Here is a 14314-nt window from a genome sequence, read left to right as displayed (position 1 = left end):
TTTGGAGGACTGCTATGTCGACCTTGAAATGGATATTTGTAATGCTGACCATGTGTGCTGCGACCCTAGCGCAAGCGCTCGAAATTCAGCCGTACTCGGCTTCGACGCTCGCCGCAGCGCAACAAGCTGATAAACCTGTCGCGGTGCACTTCCGCGCTGACTGGTGCCCGACGTGCCGAGCTCAGGACAAGGCATTGCAGGAACTGCGGAAGGAGCCTGGCCTGGACCTTACCGTGCTCGAAGCCAACTATGACACCGAGAAGGAACTGAAACGCAAGTTTGGCGTGCAGGCGCAATCCACGCTGGTGGTCCTGCATGGGCGCAAAGAAGTCACTCGCCTGGTCGGTGATACGTCGACAGACGGCATTCGTCGCGCATTGAAGGCAGCGTTCTGACGATGCTGCCGACGACGCTCTCTATATCGCTCCCGCAGTTGGCCTTGAGCGTGGCGGCGGGAAGTCTGACGACCTTGTCGCCTTGCGTGTTCCCGGTTCTCCCGCTTGTTGTCGGAGGAGCGCTGCAGGGCAACAGGTTCGCACCGGTCGCGATGGGGCTGGGTATGACAGCGTCCTTCGCGGGCGTCGGGATGCTTGTTGGCGCCCTCGGCCCAGTACTTGGCATCGACGGCGACACAGTTCGCACGCTGGGCGCCGCAATGCTTATCGCGTTCGCGGTCGTGATGCTGGTGCCAGCTCAGGGAGAGCGCTTCTCTCGATGGATGCTTCCCGTCGCGGGCAGTGCCAACGCGATGTCAGCGAAGTTAGACAGCACCTCTCTCGTGGGTGCGGCGCTCCTCGGAGCAGTCCTGGGACTTGTGTGGAGTCCATGTTCCGGGCCCCTCCTCGGCTCAGCCTTGACCTTGGTCGCCAGCGAGGGCGGCGTCGCGCGCGGAGGATTCATCCTCGGTCTGTTTGGACTTGGAGCCGCAGTACCGCTTGTGGGTGTTGCTTACGCGTCCAGAAGCGGATTCGCAAGAACTCGGGACTGGGTGTTGGCACGCATTGAGCGGATTCGTAGCGTGTTTGCGATTGTGCTCGGCGTGTCCGGCGTTCTTATCCTGACCGGAGCGGACAAGTGGGTGGAAGCTCATGTGCTTCAGTGGCTGCCAGATGCGTGGGTCAACCTGACTGTGGGAATCTGAACAGGCCGCAGTGACAAAAAAGAACCGGGTCCAGCGGCCCGGTTCCGGATTGACATTCGCTGCTACCGCTGCGCCAAGCGTGCCTGTAGCTCCCGGAATCCATCTTCGACAAAGTCATACTCCATGTTCGGATTGGGGTCAGGTGGCCCCGGCGGCCCCCATTCCTGGGGCCGCCGGATGAACGCGGTATGGAATCCAGCCTTCTTTGCGGCGTTCAAGTCGAAGTTGTGACAAGCGACCATCAAAATTGAAGAAGGCTCGAGCCCCATCCACTTCGCGGCGGTCGCGTAAGCGCTCGAGTGCGGCTTGTACACCCCTATCATCTCGCACGAAATGATGGCATCCCAGGAAATGCTGTTTCGACGCGACACGTCAACCACCAACGCGGTTGGGAGCATGGTGAACGACACGACCGGGATAGTTTTCCTGATTTCGGCCAGCGCACCCGGAAAATCGGGCCAAGCGTCCAGATGACGCCAAGCCTCCCAAATCTCTCGGCGCTCAGCTAGGCTCAGCCGTGCAAGACCGAAGTGGTTCAGAGTCTCTGACAACGTCTGCCGGTGAACGTCGTCCATGTTGAAGGCGGGATATATCTGGCCCACGATGTCCCGCATGGCACGCCGGCGCCATTCGTTCACCACCTCATGCCAGTCGAGCGAGACGTCATGAGCTGCGCCCACTTTGGCCAGTGCCCGTACCAAGCCACTGTGCCAGTCGAGCACAGTTCCGCCGGTGTCAAACGCTAATGCTTTAATCTCCATGCTGCTCCTTTGTGTTTGGTTTGTTGGCCTTCCATGTCGGCAATAGGGCACGCTTCGAGCGCCCAACAAGGTCGCTCGAAGCGTCGCGGTGAATGTCGGAACTCGGCGAGCTTTCCAACGTGTTGCCTCATACAAAGGAACGTCGCGTAGTTGCCAAGTCGGTTTGGACATTGAGCCGCTCAGCAGCAAGAGCCAGACATAAACTGTGCGTGGCCGGTGTCGAAAGGAATGGCGCTGCCACAGCCCTCGAAGAGGCCGTAGTGCCGCCGGAAGTCGCCGACAAACGTGAAATGAGGGAAGAAGCGGGAGTCGCGCAGCATCCGCCAGGTGTTTCCGCAGACGGGAAACACCTGGCCGGCTTCGATATCGTGGTGCTTATCGAGCACGAACCGAGTCGGGCTTTCTGCCACGGTCCCACGGTAGATGACGGCCTGCCCATAGTCTTCGCAGGCAGGCTCAAGCTCATCAATCTTGAACAGGCGATAGGTTGCTGAGTAGAAGTCGACGCCCTCGAGCCTGTCGGCCAGCGTCGGGTCGGTGACGGCGAGGGGACGGTCTTCCACAAGGCGCGGGTCAGTAAAGCCATGCTCGCCCGCAAGCCGCAGGAAGTCATTCCAGTACAAGGCGCCGCCCAGGCACTCCCCATAGAGCACAGGGTCTTCGCGAAGCGACTCGGGGACTCGACGGTCAGCGTAGACGTCCGAGAAGTAGAGCTCCCCGCCCGGCGTGAGCAGGTGACGAACGCCCTCAAGCACAGCCCCCTTGTTCTGAGAGAGATTGACGACGCAGTTCGATACGATGACGTCAAAGCTCCCGGCGTCCAGACCGAGTTCACCGAGCCGTTCGATATAGCCGTGGATAAACCGGACGTTGTTGTAACCGAACACACCTGCGTGATACGCATGATGCCTGGCTGCAACCTCAAGTTGCGCCTCCGTCATGTCAACGCCGATGACTTCTCCTTCCGGCCCGACAAGCTGCGCCAATGCGTAGACGTCTCTGCCCGAGCCACAGCCGAGGTCGAGAACACGGCATCCCGTTAGAGCCGTCGGGCAAACCAGGCCGCACCCGTAGTATCGCGACAGAACCTCGGGATGTATGCGAGCAAGCAACGGTTTGAGCCAATGCGGCACCTGACTGGCATCGCAGCAGGCGCTGGTCTTGAGGTCGGAGGAGCTCTTCAATTGCCGGCCGTAGTAATCCTGAACAAGTTCGAGCGTCGACATGGGGTTAGGCTCCATCAGCACATACGAGAGTGTTGCCCTTGTTCTCGAGGGCGCCGCCGCAGCTTGAGCCTTGTCCGGCCGTGCAGCCGAAGCAGTGGTCTGCGACGCGAATCGGGCGGTTCAGGAGCTGAGGCAATGTGACGTCCCCCAAGTGCACCCGCATCCGATGCGCATCATGAATTGGCACGCCCAACTGCTGGTTGAAATCGCAGTCGTACAAGTACCCCTGCCAGTCGACGCTCAGTAGGCTTCGGCACATGACCTGGGTCAAGTTCTGCTCTCGGTGCGCCTGCCTGAGGATGTGCATGTAATCGCTAAACTGCCCCTTCGAGACCAACATGGAGCCGAACCGCTGGATAGGCATGTTGACCAATGTGAAAAGTCCGTTGAAGACCACACCGAACTCGTTCTCGAGGTGGCTCTTGTAATCGCGCTCCAACTTGTCCTGGGGAGGCGGCAGGGTCGGACCTTGGGGGTTGTAAACCAAGTTCAGAACAAGCGCCGAGTCCTGTTTGCCGTACCCGAGGGCGTTGAGACGCTGCAGCGCTCGAATGCTTGAACTGAAGACTCCACGACCTCGCTGGCGGTCGACGTTGTCTTCCATGTAACAAGGCAAAGATGCCACCACCTCGACGGCGTGCGCAGCTAGGAACTCCGCCAGGGTCTCCTGCCCGGGCTCTTCAAGGATGGTGAGATTACAGCGGTCGATAACCTTGACGCCGCTGGCGTGCGCGGCCGCCACGAGGCGCCGAAAGTGCGGGTGCAGTTCAGGCGCGCCACCGGTCAGGTCCAGGGTAGTCACCGTCGGATTGGCTACCAGGAACTCGATGACGGTATCGACCGTTTCGGCAGACATTTCCTCGGTGCGGTTCGGTCCGGCATTGACGTGACAGTGCACGCAGTTCTGATTGCATCGGTATCCGAGATTGACTTGGAGGGTCTCGACCGACTGCCGGCGTATCGCGGGGAAGTCGGACTTTAGAAGTAGCGGGAGGGTGGCGTGCATTTCTTGGGAACAGTGGCCTTTGTGCGTTGGACGAGCACAGGCGTCGCCGACTTACACTGATTGCGCTTGTGTAAGGTTTGGACGAGTCCCCACGTCTAATTTGACGGCAGCATTTACCTCGCCTCACCGTCGGCTGGCTGCTGGTGCGTTGGAAGGATGAAACGCGTGGCCTGGATTCCGAGACTCCTGGTCAAGAGCCTGGGAGTTGGCTCCCCTAGGATGGGCCCGCATTTTCTACGTCCTGCGCCCCGCAGTACTTGACTCGGCAAGCTTGGCATGCCGAGACGTTACACGGAAGGAGAGCCATGGCTCGACGGAATACCGCTGACCTCAACTACCAACAGCAGACTTCCCCTGGCGTGAGCTGGGAAGCACTTACGGCGCTGCGAGCGGACATGCTGCGATTTGCTGAGCTTCAGCTTCGAAACCGGGAGACGGCGGAAGACCTCGTGCAGGAGGCCATTGAAGCCGCGCTGCGCCGCTCCTCGTCCTTTGCTGGCCATTCAACGTTGAAAACTTGGGTTTTCGCCATTCTTCGAAATCGAATCATTGACCACCTCCGTCAAGCGGACCGGTGCGTCAACCTGTCCAGCCTTGTCAAGGAAGATGAGGACTTGGAACAACGCTTGGAGGTCCTGTTCAATGAGGGCGGCAAGTGGAAGGACGGGCACCGCCCAGCAACCTGGCCTAATCCGGAGCAGGCGCTTCAATCTCAGCAGTTCTGGAATGTTTTCGAGGCTTGTTTGACTGTCTTACCGGCCAAGACGAGTCGCGTCTTCATGATGCGAGAGTTCCTCGGATTTGAGGCCGAAGAAATTTGCACGCAGCTTGGAATCACCATGAGCAATTGCCACGTCATCCTGCATCGAGCGCGCCTGAAGCTACGTGAATGCATGGATGTCGGCTGGGGACGAAAGGAGGCGCCGGTATGCTGAATTGCCGCGAGACCACCGAGCTTTGCTCCCAGGACCTCGAACGACATCTGAGCCTACGTGAGAGGGTCGCAATGAAGGCCCATTTGATGATGTGCCGGCACTGTTCGAACTTCAAGAAGCAGATAGGGCTCTTTCATGAAGCAGCAACAGCTTACTCGCATGGGCAGGTCGACGTTCCTCAGGACAAGACGAAACACGACCCTGAGTCTGGGACGTGACGGCCGGCTATTCGCAAACTGGATTGCGTTGGCTTCGCGCTGAATTTCATGAAGCTCGCAACTCCTTGGGACGCATCCATCGTGCGAAGGGCGCTGCTGGTCGCAGCGTTGGTCGGTCCAACATTGGTGTTGGTCAACCAGGGTTCCGCGCTGCTGCACGGTCTGCCTATTGACTTGGGTAAGGCCCTCTTGACCATGCTCGTTCCCTTCTTTGTCGCGAGCATGTCAGGGGCAATGGCGCGCTCGCGCGCGGCGATTGAGTCTGCCAACCGAGAGCAACGGCTATCGGGGGACCTGCAGGTAGTTTCGTCCAGGGTCCTGGAAATTCTGGAGGGCACCGAAATGGTTCTAGCGGTAATACGCTCGATAGACTCGAAGCCGGTGGTTGCAGGAGACAAGCAGTTCGTGGCTTCCAACGTATGTGTAATGAAGTTGTGCACGACGTCCAGAGAGATGGCGACGATTCGTGCGGAGCAGAACATTCGCCTGGCGCGCGATGTGTTGGCTCGCTTAGGTGATTTAGTCGATGTCCATGCCCTGAAGCGCCTGAACGGGAGTGAAACGCTTTGAAAGACCTGCTTAAGTCGATAGCTGGATTGCCCGCGTGGGTGCAGACATGGCTCGCGATTCTTGTCGTCACAAACGTGGCGTCGTTGACGTTCTTGGATTCACCTGTGGGCCGCTACACGGCCATGGCGTTCGCCATCGTCGCTGCGGTGAACGTCCCAATAATGGTCCTTCAGCGAGGACTCACGCGACTCTTGTCCTTCCCGCACTTCGTTTGGGTTCCGTTGGTCCTCTATCTCGCCAGCCAACTTTGGGGCGCCAGCCCGCTCCCCACTGGTCCCGTGCGTATGTATGCGTGGGTGGTGTTTGTCGTAAACTCGATTTCTCTGACGTTCGACATCATCGAGGCGGTTAGATGGCTGCGAGGCGGGAAGGAAGTCTTGGGGTTGGAGCGAATCTAACTACAAAAGACACGCGGTAGGGGCTACTCGTTCCGAGCCAGGCCCCTCGTCATTTGCTGATTTACAGGTCCTTGGGAGCCTTGTCCTTCAGTGCCGGCCAGCCTTTTTCCGCGTTCTCGATGTTGCCAGGCACATCGTCGAGCCAGCGCTTCTGAACGTCCTTGCTGACATTCAGGTAGAGCTTGTCATTCACAACCCTGTATGCCAGCGGGTCAACGTCCAGCTTCTTGCCCAGCGCTACCCCCATCGCGCAGAAGCCACCATACTGCGGAGCATATTGCTCGGGGGCCGCCTTAAACTTGTTGCGATTGGCGACGGAAGCGAAGTAGTAGGTTGCGCCGTCATGCTGTGCCGTAATTTTGGCCTTCCCGTGTATGGGTTTCGACCCGCTGAAGTAGGAAACAGGGTCGTAACCCTTCAGCGCGACACCTTTTGCATCCACGTTCATAGCGGATGGAGAGCCTTCATCGTAAGCAAACGATGAAATAGGGACCAAGGTCAACGCGACCGCTGCGGACGCAATGGCCGACAGGAACAGCCGGCGAATAGGCTGCGAAAGATTGACTTGCATCAGGGTTCTCCGATTTTGTATATACAGACTGACAGGTTGTACCGGCCAAGCGCCGGACCCTTGAAAGTCTAGGGATGCAACCGCAGGTGTTGGTGATGCCCCGTCCCGTTGTCATGACCGAAAATCTCACCCTGACATGGAACGTCTCTCAGAGCTTCTGAATCGCTTATCTCTCAGCGCCGGGGTCTTCTATACCGGCAACATCTGCGGCGTTCATGGCTTTGAGAAGGACACGCGCAGAGGACACATGCACCTCATCAGACACGGACCGGTAAAGCTGATTGGTGGACGCGACGGCTGCTTTTCGATTACCGAGCCGACCTTGGTGTTCATGCCGAGTCCCGATGCCCATCAACTCATAGCCGATGAGCGCGAAGGAGCCGACGTGGTGTGTGCGGCGATTATGCTCGGCGCCGGTCGACACAATCCCATCGCTGACTCGCTGCCGAGCCTCGTTCTCATTCCCCTTTCGCAATTAGCCGGTGCTCACCCTCTGCTCGAGCTGCTCTACGACGAGGCTTTTTCCAACCACTGCGGCAAGCAGGCGTCGCTGGACCGTCTCTGCGAGCTTCTCATGATTCGCGTCCTACGATATTGCGTCGATAACGGAATCACAAATAACGGAACGCTCTCAGGCTTGGCGGACCCTCGACTGGCGAAGGTTTTGACGGCCATTCATGGGGACGCGGCACACCAGTGGGAACTGAGTGAAATGGCCCAGGTAGCTGGAATGTCGCGCGCCCGGTTCGCCCTCCACTTCCGCAAGGTGGTAGGCCAAACACCTGCCAGCTACCTCTCGTCATGGCGTCTCACACTCGCGCAAGCTCTACTGCGTGCCGGTCGCCCCCTCAAGCACGTCGCCATCGAAGTGGGATATGGCAGCGCCAGCGCTTTGACGCGCGCTTTTTCACGAAAGCTTGGGACGTCACCTAAAGCTTGGTTGCGGACCGTCTAGCGTCTCGCGCACTACACACCGTGGCGTCGTGGATAGCCAAGACGTACAGTCAATAGTTCGACACGCAAGGTCGTCTCTTGGAAAACGTGGCTCCTAGAATCGTTATGCAGGGCACGCTGGAGCGGCGTGCCCTCGTACACGTCAAACGCGAGAAATCCCGACCATGTCCAAGGCGCCACAGCTTGCTGTTTCGATGCGACCTTTGATGAAGCGCTGTTGCTTGAAGCGAATATTGATATTGCTATGCTGTTTTGAAGCTTCCTTAGGTAGTGCGCCGGGCCTGCTGCCGCCATCAACAATAGGGATTCGCTCGAAACAATTCGCTTGACTTTGGTGCGTAGTCCAAGCTCTAGCATTTCTTTACCTCCCGCCTTTGGGAGGCATTGAACGGAGTGAAACCATGACTGCCAAACGAATTATCGAAATCTATAGTGCTGGATGCCCTGCCTGTCACGAAGCCATCGACCTCGTCACGAGTATTACGTGTTCCTCATGCGAAGTGGTCGTTCGGGACATGAACGATATCAACGTGGTGAAGGAGGCGAAGCGCCTTGGAATCCACAGAGTGCCGGCCATCATCGTGGACGGCAAGCTGGCGGCATGCTGCTGCGGGGCAGCCGTTGATGAAGCGATGCTGCGCGGTGCTGGTATCGGCACGCCACTTTGACGCATCGCTAAGGTAGTCCTCCGGGCCTGTTTCCGCCTTCGATGCTTGACTTTGGACTTAGCTCCAAGCTCTAGAATGAAAATCAAGTTTGGAGGACACCATGTTTACCATCAGCAAGATGGCTGCCCTAGCCGGCGTCAGCACTGATACCTTGCGTTATTACGAGAAGGAAGGGCTCCTCGCCCCCGATTCGAAGACCGAAGCCGGATACCGCTTGTATGACGCGACCATGCTTGGACGCATTCATTTCATCAAAGACGCACAACAATGCGGTTTTTCTTTGTCGGACATCCGTGAACTGCTCACCCTTAAAAGCCGCGACTCCGCCTGTTGCGACGATGTCCGCCACCTCGCCGTTGAGAAGAAGCTACAGCTCTCGGCAAAAATTGCGACCATGCAACGCATGTCCGGGACACTGGACCAACTGCTCGCCAAGTGCACTCAAGGGGCGCTCCCGTTGGACGACTGTCCCATTCTGGCTGCGCTGGAAGATGGCTTTAACGAGCTGCGATAACAGAGCCTAGCATGGTCAAAGTCGAACTCCTAACCTCGCCCGGCTGCCAAAAGTGCGCCGCTGCACAAGACAGCATTCGCGAGCTAATAGCGTCCTTTGGAAGCGACCAGGTAACGCTGCGTGACGTCGATGTTCTCGACGAATTGGATTATGCGGTGTCGCTTGGCGTCTTGACGATTCCCGCCATCGCCATCGACGGAGCCCTGGTGTTTACCTCGTTACCCACTACCGACGCATTACGCGCAGAACTCGCAAAACATCTGAGATTGGGCGGCGGCAAGTGAACATAGACATATTGCGCAGCGCGGTTGAGCACGTTGGATTTCCAGCCCTCGGAGTTGCGGTTCTTGCTGGTTTCCTGTTTAGCTTCAATCCTGTGGCCTTGGCCGCCATTCCGGTTTCGCTCGCCTATGTAACGCGCGCTCAGACTACGTCTCGCGCGGCGTTCTTTGGGACCATGTTTGCCGCTGGAATGGTACTCACCCATGTTCTGCTGGGATTCGCAGCAGGATTGGGCGGAGTCTGGGTACAAAAACTTCTAGGGCGTGAGTGGGGGTTGGCGTTGGGGCCCTTGCTCATCGTGCTCGGGCTTGTATGGGTTGGATGGCTGCGAGTGCCACTTCCAGCCGTAGGCATTCGCGCGATGCCAGTCAAAGGAGCCTGGGGCGCGTTCTTACTGGGCGTGCCGTTCGCAGTCGCGATTTGCCCCGTGTGCACGCCGGCGTTAGTAGTCATGCTAGGGGTGGCCGCCGGCATAGGGTCCCCTTTCTTCGGTGCAGCGCTTCTTCTTGCCTTTGCGCTTGGCAGGGCCGTTCCGCTTGGGCTGGGAGCTTTAGCGATAGGTTGGCTCGAACATTTGAGGCCTCTGGGCAAGGGGCAGAGGGCATTTGAAATTACCGGCGGAGTCACCCTTATTCTGTCCGGGCTCTATCTCTTGAACGTGTATTTCGTCATCGTCCCAAGCTTGGCGCTTTGAACATCGCGTTCGGTGCATTCGACCAGACGTTGACACGTTACCGCACAGTCTCTGTGACAGGGCGCGTGCTATGGACCATGCGGCCTCGCACTCTCCCTTCGAAGACGGATTGCCGTCACAACCTGCCACGCAGCGTCATCCGGGGATATAGCGGGCGCCTGCTCTCGTCTGCATGCTCCATCTTCAGCCAGCCACGACGTCCTGGTTGCCTCGCGGCACCGGCAGGCGAGTGGACTCCAGACGCATCACATCTGCGCCTTACTAAGTCGCAAAGCGTTCGAGACGACGGACAGCGAACTCAGACTCATGGCAAGCGCCGCAATCATCGGCGACAGAAGCAGACCCGTTGTGCTATAGAGGACACCTGCTGCCAATGGCACACCCAACGAGTTGTAGATGAAGGCGAAACCGAGGTTCTGCTTCATGTTGGCAATTGTCGCTTCCGACAGCTGACGGGCCCGGGAAATTCCTCGCAAGTCGCCTTTCACCAAGGTGACGTGGGCGCTATTCATGGCGACGTCGGTGCCGGTGCCCATTGCGATGCCGACATCGGCTTTGGCTAGCGCAGGCGCGTCGTTGATACCATCGCCCGCCATGGCTACCACCCGGCCTTCGCCTTGGAATTTGCTGACCAACGCCAACTTGTCGGCAGGCTTGACCTCCCCGTGGAACTCGTCGATGCCGAGTTTGTCGGCAACCGCCTTGGCGGTCACCACGCCGTCCCCGGTGGCCATCACTACCCGGATGCCTTTCTCTTTGAGACGTTGGAGGGCCTCCGGAGTCGTTGCCTTCACCGGGTCGGATACTGCCAACAGGCCGGCCAGCTTGCCCTCGACGGCAAGGTACATGACGCTGGCACCATGCGCCCGCAGCTCGTCGGCGGTTTGGCTCAACGAGGCTGCTGATACGCCTTCTGCCTCCATGAGCACGGTGTTGCCAAGCGCGAGCTTCTTGCCTGCGACCGTTCCCCGCACCCCGATGCCTGTGCTTGACTCAAAATCTTCGGTCTTGTCGAGCGGCAAATCCCGCTGACGCGCGGCGTCCACAATCGTGGCGGCCAAGGGGTGCTCGCTGCCTTGGTCGAGACTGGCCGCGAGCCGGAGAACCTCCATATCGGAAAAGCCGTTGGTGCCAACGCTGCGCTCGAAGGCCGGCTTGCCTTCGGTCAGCGTCCCGGTCTTGTCGACGATAAGCGTGTCGACCTTTCGCAAGTTCTCGATGGCTGCTGCGTCGCGGAACAGAACACCATTGGATGCACCTTTGCCGCTCGCCACCATGATGGACATCGGGGTCGCCAGCCCTAACGCACACGGGCAGGCAATGATGAGAACAGCGACGGCATTGACGAGACCGTATACCCAGCTCGGCTGTGGCCCGAAGAGTCCCCAGGCAAAGAACGTAAGGATAGCAACGGTCACCACCGCGACCACGAACACGCCCGCCACCTTGTCCGCCATCCGTTGCATCGGTGCTTTGGACCGTTGCGCCTGGGCAACCATCTGCACAATCTGAGACAGGACGGTCTGCGAGCCCACCCTCTCGGATTCGATGACCAGGCTGCCGGAGGCATTCATCGTCGCGCCAATGGCGTGGTCACCCACCCGCTTGGTCACAGGAATCGGCTCGCCCGTAATCATGGACTCATCAACAGAACTTGTACCCTCGATGACCACGCCATCAACGGGCACCTTCTCGCCAGGGCGGACACGGAGACGGTCACCCACGTGTACGTGAGTCAGAGGAACGTCTTCCTCGCTACCGTCTGGGTTGATGCGACGCGCTGTTTTCGGCGCCAAACCGAGAAGCGACTTGATGGCGGCCGACGTCTGAGACCGCGCCCTGAGCTCAAGCACCTGTCCAGCCAAAGTCAGCGAGATGATGACTGCGGCCGCTTCGAAGTACACGCCAATGCGGCCATGCTCAACGAACGTTTCGGGGAATACGCCGGGCGCGACAGTCGCGACAACGCTGTAGACGTAAGCAGCACCGGTGCCGAGCCCGATAAGAGTCCACATGTTTGGGCTGCGATGGATAAAGGACCGGACGCAGCGCTCGAAGAACGGGTACCCCGCCCAAAGCACAACGGGCGTCGCCAGGACCAATTCGACCCAACTCTGTGTGGCCGCTGCCATCCAGCCAAAACGGTGCCCAAACATGGCCAGGACTAAAGCCGCAGCGCTCAAGGGGAGCGTCCACCAGAAGCGTCTTTGGAAGTCGGCCAGCTCCGGATTCTCTTCTTCCAACTGTGGGATGACCGGTTCCAGCGTCATCCCACAGATGCGGCAATTGCCGGGATGGTCTTGCCGGATTTCCGGGTGCATCGGGCACGTGTAGATGGTCCCTTCCTGCGTAGGGGCGAGAGCGGCTTCGGCCGAAGAGGCCAGATACTTCTGCGGCTCGGCAACAAACTTGTCCTCGCACTGCTCACTGCAGAACCTGTACGTCTTGCCTTGGTGCTCAGCCTTGAAGCGCGAATCGGTGCTGACACTCATCCCGCAGACGGGGTCTTTCTCGGTCAGCTCGTCAGCCGATGCTTCGAGCTCGTGATGCTGATGCGCAGACGAACCGTGAACGACATGAAGGTGACGCTCGAGGTCCATGTGGTGATGGCCATGCTCCTCGCCACGCACATGACGATGGTTATCCATAGACCTTGGCTCCGTTCGGTTACCGCCTGTGCGCGCCGCATGGCATGGCGGAAAACCATGGCAAGCGTACTGGCGATACAGTTAGCTGCCCCAGTCAGCCAGGCGGGACGCTTTGAATAATTAGGTTAGACCTTCCCATACCAGGAAGGTCAATGTGTCACGGCGCACACAATAGACGTTCCACTATCCGGAATAGAGCTGAGCGAGAACCGGGCGACCTATTTGGTCATCATGCCGCCACCTATTCCCATACCGCCGCCCATACCCTGACCGTCCATCATCGACTGCATCATTTCCTGCATCAGGGCCATGTGTTGGCCCATCATGCCCTGACACAATTGCGTTTGGGCAGCCAGGTCTTTGCTCTTGCCCTTCGGCGGCCGCATCCCCATAGGCATTCCAACGGTCTTGTGCATGGTTGCCATGGCTTCCTGCATGACTTGTGTTCGTTCTGCCAGGAGCGCTTGGCGCTCTTCAGGGGTATTGGCTCGTGACAGCCGCTCGCGGATTGCACGCAAGTGGGCAATCTGGGCGTCAAGCTCAGGATTCCCTTGATGCGCTACCGCCGGCGTTTCGGGCGGCTCTGGGGCGTGATGGCGGTTGTGGGACGCCCCACTCGTCGACGCGGCCGAAAACGCCAACGGCGCCCAAGCGAGCGCAGCAACAGCAATACACAGTGAGATGCTTCGATTCTTCGCCATAGTCGTAGTCCTTCATTGCGAAGCCCAATGGCCCCTATGGCGAATGTAGGTCAGCGCTTCAGCTGGCAATTGATGTTCATCAACTGGTGTGCAGGCACAAGAACATCTCTTGACCTTCCCATAAGGGAAGGGTCCATCATCACCATGTCGACTGCTGGACCAAGGCGTAATAAGCGCCCTGGTGAGAATGATGAGGCGCAGGAGATTATCGGATGCCACCGCACCCCTCGAGGGCTCTTTACAGAAGGAGCTGCTCATGGTCTTCGAGCGAGCTTGCCGTGAGCAGGATTTTGCAGTGGCAGACCACTTGCTGGCTGCTCTCGAGACGATTGCTCGTCGACAGGATGATGAGGCGCAACTTGTTCCTGCTTACCTCATCTTTGCCGACGCGTGCATGATGCCTGCTTGCCAGGCAATGATGAAACAGTCATGCCAGGACTTGATGCAGCAACAACCTAAGTAAGCATGGGGCCCGGTCCCAGCGAACGAACCGTGGTGGCTCGCCGGGACCGCTATCATCTGCTGCAAAGGCGCAACAGGTGACCTTACCTGACCGATACCGACCACTGCTACCATTCTCGCCAAATCGAACAACAACATAGCGTGCGCACATCTCTTCGCCGGCTGTGGATGACCGGCTTCCTCGTAGTCGCCTTCCTGACAGTTCAACTGGCAGCGGCCGCGTACGCCTGTGCGGGAAGTCTGTATTCAGTCAGCGCCATGAATGGGATGGCCGGGATGACCGAATCCTGCCCCGAGATGGCAGCGATGGCGCAGAAGGATAGTGAAAAGCGCGATGGCCTGTGCCTTGAGCATTGCCAGTTCAATGCCAAGTCTGCCGACCACTTCTCTCCCCAGAGCCCGGCATTTCTGCCGGTGCTCGTGAGCGTGGTTGAGCCCGCTCCCGTCTCCGCCGCGAACTACGTCGCACACGTACACGAGGGCGCCGTCGCGCGAGCCCCGCCGCCGCCACTCACCATCCTTCACTGCTGTTATCGAACGTAGCCTTCTGAGCAACGCTGTCTAA

The 14314-nt window shown here is 58.7% G+C and carries 18 protein-coding genes; 12 read left to right on the top strand and 6 right to left on the bottom strand.

The window, feature by feature from the left end:
* Window positions 1–14 precede the first annotated feature (14 nt).
* Both AAHM38_RS06965 and AAHM38_RS06960 read left to right on the top strand, forming a co-directional pair.
* Complete coding sequence (locus tag AAHM38_RS06965; protein WP_024973556.1) at window positions 15–395, top strand: thioredoxin family protein; 381 nt, start codon at window positions 15–17, stop codon at window positions 393–395.
* Between the two features lie 2 nt (window positions 396–397).
* Entirely contained in the window at window positions 398–1141 is a 744-nt protein-coding gene (locus tag AAHM38_RS06960) for a cytochrome c biogenesis CcdA family protein (RefSeq protein WP_024973557.1), read from the top strand.
* 62 nt (window positions 1142–1203) lie between these two features.
* Here AAHM38_RS06960 and AAHM38_RS06955 read toward each other — a convergent pair whose 3' ends face one another.
* The 3 genes from AAHM38_RS06955 to arsS all read right to left on the bottom strand — a co-directional run bounded on the left by AAHM38_RS06955 (window position 1204) and on the right by arsS (window position 4134).
* Window positions 1204–1902: a haloacid dehalogenase type II gene (locus AAHM38_RS06955; protein WP_024973558.1), complete on the bottom strand. Its 699-nt coding sequence runs from the start codon at window positions 1900–1902 to the stop codon at window positions 1204–1206.
* Between the two features lie 179 nt (window positions 1903–2081).
* Window positions 2082–3128, bottom strand: coding sequence for a methyltransferase domain-containing protein (locus tag AAHM38_RS06950; RefSeq protein WP_024973559.1), 1047 nt, complete (start codon window positions 3126–3128; stop codon window positions 2082–2084).
* A 4-nt stretch (window positions 3129–3132) separates the two neighbouring features.
* Entirely contained in the window at window positions 3133–4134 is a 1002-nt protein-coding gene (arsS, locus tag AAHM38_RS06945; RefSeq protein WP_024973560.1) for an arsenosugar biosynthesis radical SAM (seleno)protein ArsS, read from the bottom strand.
* 305 nt (window positions 4135–4439) lie between these two features.
* Between arsS and AAHM38_RS06940 the strand changes: the two genes are divergently transcribed.
* From AAHM38_RS06940 to AAHM38_RS06930, 3 genes are read left to right on the top strand one after another with little or no spacing between them, the layout of a single operon-like run.
* A complete protein-coding gene (locus AAHM38_RS06940; protein ID WP_024973561.1) occupies window positions 4440–5069 on the top strand; it encodes a sigma-70 family RNA polymerase sigma factor in 630 nt (209 codons plus the stop codon).
* On the top strand, window positions 5024–5287 hold the full coding sequence (locus tag AAHM38_RS06935) for a zf-HC2 domain-containing protein (RefSeq protein ID WP_080693835.1): 264 nt from the start codon (window positions 5024–5026) through the stop codon (window positions 5285–5287). Before AAHM38_RS06940 ends, AAHM38_RS06935 begins: the two co-directional genes overlap by 46 nt.
* Window positions 5288–5335: 48 nt before the next feature.
* Window positions 5336–5857 (top strand): hypothetical protein, encoded by a 522-nt coding sequence (locus AAHM38_RS06930; RefSeq protein ID WP_024973563.1) that lies wholly within the window; start codon window positions 5336–5338, stop codon window positions 5855–5857.
* Window positions 5858–6316: 459 nt separating this feature from the next.
* Here the strand turns inward: AAHM38_RS06930 and AAHM38_RS06925 are convergent, their stop codons facing one another.
* The gene (locus AAHM38_RS06925; protein WP_051539929.1) at window positions 6317–6826 is read right to left on the bottom strand and encodes a YHS domain-containing (seleno)protein; all 510 of its coding nucleotides are present in this window, start codon (window positions 6824–6826) and stop codon (window positions 6317–6319) included.
* Window positions 6827–6962: 136 nt separating this feature from the next.
* On the opposite strand from AAHM38_RS06925, the gene AAHM38_RS06920 reads away from it, so the two are divergent.
* The 5 genes from AAHM38_RS06920 to AAHM38_RS06900 all read left to right on the top strand — a co-directional run bounded on the left by AAHM38_RS06920 (window position 6963) and on the right by AAHM38_RS06900 (window position 9938).
* Entirely contained in the window at window positions 6963–7781 is an 819-nt protein-coding gene (locus tag AAHM38_RS06920; protein WP_024973566.1) for an AraC family transcriptional regulator, read from the top strand.
* Window positions 7782–8181: 400 nt separating this feature from the next.
* Window positions 8182–8448 carry a thioredoxin family protein gene (locus AAHM38_RS06915; protein ID WP_024973567.1) on the top strand — a complete coding sequence of 89 codons (267 nt, stop codon included), beginning with the start codon at window positions 8182–8184 and terminating at the stop codon, window positions 8446–8448.
* A 100-nt stretch (window positions 8449–8548) separates the two neighbouring features.
* A complete protein-coding gene (locus AAHM38_RS06910; protein WP_024973568.1) occupies window positions 8549–8962 on the top strand; it encodes a heavy metal-responsive transcriptional regulator in 414 nt (137 codons plus the stop codon).
* Between the two features lie 11 nt (window positions 8963–8973).
* Complete coding sequence (locus tag AAHM38_RS06905) at window positions 8974–9246, top strand: thioredoxin family protein (protein ID WP_024973569.1); 273 nt, start codon at window positions 8974–8976, stop codon at window positions 9244–9246.
* On the top strand, window positions 9243–9938 hold the full coding sequence (locus tag AAHM38_RS06900; RefSeq protein WP_024973570.1) for a cytochrome c biogenesis CcdA family protein: 696 nt from the start codon (window positions 9243–9245) through the stop codon (window positions 9936–9938). The genes AAHM38_RS06905 and AAHM38_RS06900 overlap by 4 nt, the downstream gene beginning before the upstream one ends.
* A gap of 245 nt (window positions 9939–10183) precedes the next feature.
* On the opposite strand, the gene AAHM38_RS06895 is transcribed toward AAHM38_RS06900, so the two are convergent.
* The gene (locus AAHM38_RS06895) at window positions 10184–12586 is read right to left on the bottom strand and encodes a heavy metal translocating P-type ATPase (RefSeq protein WP_024973571.1); all 2403 of its coding nucleotides are present in this window, start codon (window positions 12584–12586) and stop codon (window positions 10184–10186) included.
* A gap of 218 nt (window positions 12587–12804) precedes the next feature.
* Window positions 12805–13287: a hypothetical protein gene (locus AAHM38_RS06890; RefSeq protein WP_024973572.1), complete on the bottom strand. Its 483-nt coding sequence runs from the start codon at window positions 13285–13287 to the stop codon at window positions 12805–12807.
* Between the two features lie 256 nt (window positions 13288–13543).
* Here AAHM38_RS06890 and AAHM38_RS06885 point away from each other — a divergent pair, with 256 nt between their 5' ends.
* Window positions 13544–13750, top strand: a complete 207-nt coding sequence (locus AAHM38_RS06885) for a hypothetical protein (protein WP_179817544.1) — start codon at window positions 13544–13546, stop codon at window positions 13748–13750.
* Between the two features lie 167 nt (window positions 13751–13917).
* Entirely contained in the window at window positions 13918–14292 is a 375-nt protein-coding gene (locus AAHM38_RS06880) for a copper resistance protein (RefSeq protein ID WP_218909884.1), read from the top strand.
* The last annotated feature ends 22 nt before the right edge of the window (window positions 14293–14314 follow it).

It is taken from the genome of Ralstonia sp. OTU4908, from assembly GCF_038440115.1.
GTDB classification, from domain to species: Bacteria; Pseudomonadota; Gammaproteobacteria; order Burkholderiales; family Burkholderiaceae; genus Ralstonia; species Ralstonia pickettii.
Note: the sequence above shows the minus strand (reverse complement) of the source record. Positions and strands in the feature narration are given on the sequence as shown.

Bases quoted from the DNA above. Each gene is read 5' to 3' on its own strand.
- AAHM38_RS06960 (WP_024973557.1), top strand. From the start codon at position 398: ATGCTGCCGACGACGCTCTCTATATCGCTCCCGCAGTTGGCCTTGAGC.
- arsS (WP_024973560.1), bottom strand. From the start codon at position 4,134: ATGCACGCCACCCTCCCGCTACTTCTAAAGTCCGACTTCCCCGCGATA.
- AAHM38_RS06880 (WP_218909884.1), top strand. From the start codon at position 13,918: ATGACCGGCTTCCTCGTAGTCGCCTTCCTGACAGTTCAACTGGCAGCG.
- AAHM38_RS06895 (WP_024973571.1), bottom strand. From the start codon at position 12,586: ATGGATAACCATCGTCATGTGCGTGGCGAGGAGCATGGCCATCACCAC.
- AAHM38_RS06890 (WP_024973572.1), bottom strand. From the start codon at position 13,287: ATGGCGAAGAATCGAAGCATCTCACTGTGTATTGCTGTTGCTGCGCTC.
- AAHM38_RS06910 (WP_024973568.1), top strand. From the start codon at position 8,549: ATGTTTACCATCAGCAAGATGGCTGCCCTAGCCGGCGTCAGCACTGAT.
- AAHM38_RS06925 (WP_051539929.1), bottom strand. From the start codon at position 6,826: ATGCAAGTCAATCTTTCGCAGCCTATTCGCCGGCTGTTCCTGTCGGCC.
- AAHM38_RS06950 (WP_024973559.1), bottom strand. From the start codon at position 3,128: ATGTCGACGCTCGAACTTGTTCAGGATTACTACGGCCGGCAATTGAAG.
- AAHM38_RS06885 (WP_179817544.1), top strand. From the start codon at position 13,544: ATGGTCTTCGAGCGAGCTTGCCGTGAGCAGGATTTTGCAGTGGCAGAC.
- AAHM38_RS06920 (WP_024973566.1), top strand. From the start codon at position 6,963: ATGGAACGTCTCTCAGAGCTTCTGAATCGCTTATCTCTCAGCGCCGGG.
- AAHM38_RS06935 (WP_080693835.1), top strand. From the start codon at position 5,024: ATGCATGGATGTCGGCTGGGGACGAAAGGAGGCGCCGGTATGCTGAAT.
- AAHM38_RS06915 (WP_024973567.1), top strand. From the start codon at position 8,182: ATGACTGCCAAACGAATTATCGAAATCTATAGTGCTGGATGCCCTGCC.
- AAHM38_RS06955 (WP_024973558.1), bottom strand. From the start codon at position 1,902: ATGGAGATTAAAGCATTAGCGTTTGACACCGGCGGAACTGTGCTCGAC.
- AAHM38_RS06965 (WP_024973556.1), top strand. From the start codon at position 15: ATGTCGACCTTGAAATGGATATTTGTAATGCTGACCATGTGTGCTGCG.
- AAHM38_RS06940 (WP_024973561.1), top strand. From the start codon at position 4,440: ATGGCTCGACGGAATACCGCTGACCTCAACTACCAACAGCAGACTTCC.
- AAHM38_RS06905 (WP_024973569.1), top strand. From the start codon at position 8,974: ATGGTCAAAGTCGAACTCCTAACCTCGCCCGGCTGCCAAAAGTGCGCC.
- AAHM38_RS06930 (WP_024973563.1), top strand. From the start codon at position 5,336: ATGAAGCTCGCAACTCCTTGGGACGCATCCATCGTGCGAAGGGCGCTG.